The sequence below is a fragment of the Halomonas llamarensis genome (assembly GCF_023555005.1).
GTDB lineage: Bacteria > Pseudomonadota > Gammaproteobacteria > Pseudomonadales > Halomonadaceae > Vreelandella > Vreelandella llamarensis.
In genome coordinates this window covers 1-2,367 of record NZ_JAMJPJ010000065.1, presented here as the reverse complement: position 1 = coordinate 2,367, position 2,367 = coordinate 1, and the positions used below count along the sequence as shown (strand labels likewise).

Here is a 2,367-nt window from a genome sequence, read left to right as displayed (position 1 = left end):
CACAAAGCGTGCTGAAGGGAGCATCCAGGGTGATATCGTTGAGGTTATTCAAGCCCGAGAAAAGGCTGACCTTACTGAATTTGGACACGCCGGTCAGTAGCACAAAGTGCAAGTGGGGGTCAGCGTCCTTAATAACGCTGTAGAGATTTTTCAAGCCCTCGCGCAGCTCCCGGGCACGCTCGGGCACCAGGATATTATCCAGAATCGGCTTGTCGTACTCGTCAATCAGGATAACCACGGGTTGGCCATTTTGCTGATGCGCTAACTGAATAAGCTCCCGAAACCTGCCAGCGATAGTCGTGTTGTCCAGCGTTAAGCCCAGACGCTTAATTTCGCCGCCCAATAGTTCATGGATATGCTGATCAAGCTGTTCACGGCTATGAATAACACCGTCTGAAAAGCTAATGCGAATCACCGGATAGCGCTGTTGCCAGTCCCACTTGTCGTGAATATAAAGCCCTTCAAACAGCGTTTGGCGGCCTTCAAACAGGCAGCGCAGGGTGTCCAGCAACAGGCTTTTGCCGAAGCGGCGTGGCCGCGAGAGGAAGTAGTATTTGTTCTGGTTAATCAGGCGTTCAATATGCGGTGTTTTATCGACGTAGTAATAGTCGCCCTCGCGGATATCTGAGAACGTCTGAATCCCGATGGGGAGCTTACGGCGGTGGGTATCCGGCACGGCTGGCCTCCAGAACAAAAACAGCGATATGGTCAATAGTCTAGCATGGCTACTGCTTGCACTGCCCAGTGACGAGATCGTTAGTGAGAGGGTGGCGCTGCAGACGCTCTTGCCCCTACCATATAACTAAAATAGCTGCGGCTATCCTATGAATTCAGGGAAGAAGCATGCGAAATCTCGAAAATCTAAAATCATTCATCGCTGTATACGAAAGCAATAGCATCACTAAGGCCGCGAGGCAGTTAAACGTGTCGCCAGCGTCCATCAGTAAGCGGCTCTCCAAACTCGAAAGTGAGCTGGATGTTCAACTGATTGAGCGCTCGACCCATAGCCTGTGTTCCACAAGCATGGGGTGCATTTTTTATCAGAAAATAAAAATTATAATGAGAGATATGGAAGACTGCGAATCCTGGATTCAAAGTGTCAATAAAGAAGCAGCAGGGATTGTCCGGGTTTCTCTACCGGAAATGCTCGTGACGCAACGAACTTTTTCCTTCTTGCAGTGCTTTGCCAACAGCCACGAGCACATCATGCTTGAGTTCGATGTATCCAACGAAGTGAAGGACCTGATTGCCGCTAATGTGGACTTCAGCTTCCGCACCGGTCAGTTGGATGACTCCCGGCTCGTGGCCATACCATTTACCAGTACTGAGCATGTTTTCTGTGCCAGCCAGAGCTATATTGATAATCATCGACTTCCCGAGAACCACGAGCATTTGCTGGAAGTCAGCAAGCTGATCACGCCGAGTTTTATCAACATTTCGCAAACGGCGCGCATCCTGCTGCCAGAGCCAGAAGTAAAGTCAACCAAGCATTCAACGGGACTCTCTGCTGGCCATAAAGCGAATAGTTTGGCCGCGATCAAAGCGATGACGCTTTCCGGTATCGGCATCGCCTTGCTACCTGAAGTCTTTGTTAAAGATGAGATAGAAAGTGGCCAGCTTAAAAACCTGTACCCCGACTACCGTTCGCCGTCTATGCCTGTGTCTTTGGTGTACCAAAAAAAACTGTGCATGACGAAGCCGCTTGAGTTGTTCAAGGAGTACGTGAAGTCCCGCGTCATTATATAACAGGCCAATCACGGGAACGGGCAATAGCCACCAACGCGCCGTCACCCGATGCAACCGCAACGGGGTGCCCTACAGATGCCATCATATCGAGATCCGATATGTCATCGCCGTAGGCGTAACAATTAGCGAGATGCAGTTTTTGTTCGCTGGCGAAGCGTTCGATGATGGTTCGCTTGCCCGCCCCAATGGCTTGCTGCTTAATATTGCCCGTCAGTACATTCGACACAGTCTCAAGGTCTGTGCACAATAGCCAGCGACCACCTATGTGTTCAAGTATCGGGGCGAGGCAGGGTTGAAAAGAGCCAGAAACCAACGCGATGCTGTTTCCCTTCTGCTTATGTTTGTTGATTGCGTCGATCACCGGCTCCTTGAACAGGGTGTAATGGTCTAAGGACTCAAACCAATGTCTGCCAATGTTCATCATGTCGGAAAGGTTCGCTCCCTTGAATTGCTTGTAGTACAACTCGTTTAGTTTTTGTCGCGAAGCTCCGTTGACCCGCCTCATTCATCGCGGCGGTGGTAGCGCCATTATTGAGCGCTTTACGTCTGCATGGTGGATGCGTTGAGGCTATTTAACGTCTTACCGACGCGATAGTTATGCGAGATAGGCCTTTAGTGTCC

3 protein-coding genes are annotated in these 2,367 nt (G+C 50.3%); 1 reads left to right on the top strand and 2 read right to left on the bottom strand.

Going from position 1 to position 2,367, the window contains the following annotated elements; all coding sequences use genetic code 11:
• A partial coding sequence (locus M8006_RS17500; RefSeq protein WP_250084467.1) for an ATP-binding protein occupies positions 1-676 on the bottom strand: 676 nt, incomplete at its 3' end.
• Between the two features lie 167 nt (positions 677-843).
• Between M8006_RS17500 and M8006_RS17495 the strand changes: the two genes are divergently transcribed.
• Positions 844-1,746, top strand: a complete 903-nt coding sequence (locus M8006_RS17495; protein WP_250084465.1) for a LysR family transcriptional regulator — start codon at positions 844-846, stop codon at positions 1,744-1,746.
• Here M8006_RS17495 and M8006_RS17490 read toward each other — a convergent pair.
• A complete protein-coding gene (locus M8006_RS17490) occupies positions 1,739-2,251 on the bottom strand; it encodes an HAD family hydrolase (RefSeq protein WP_284047111.1) in 513 nt (170 codons plus the stop codon). The genes M8006_RS17495 and M8006_RS17490 overlap by 8 nt on opposite strands.
• Between the last annotated feature and the right edge of the window lie 116 nt (positions 2,252-2,367).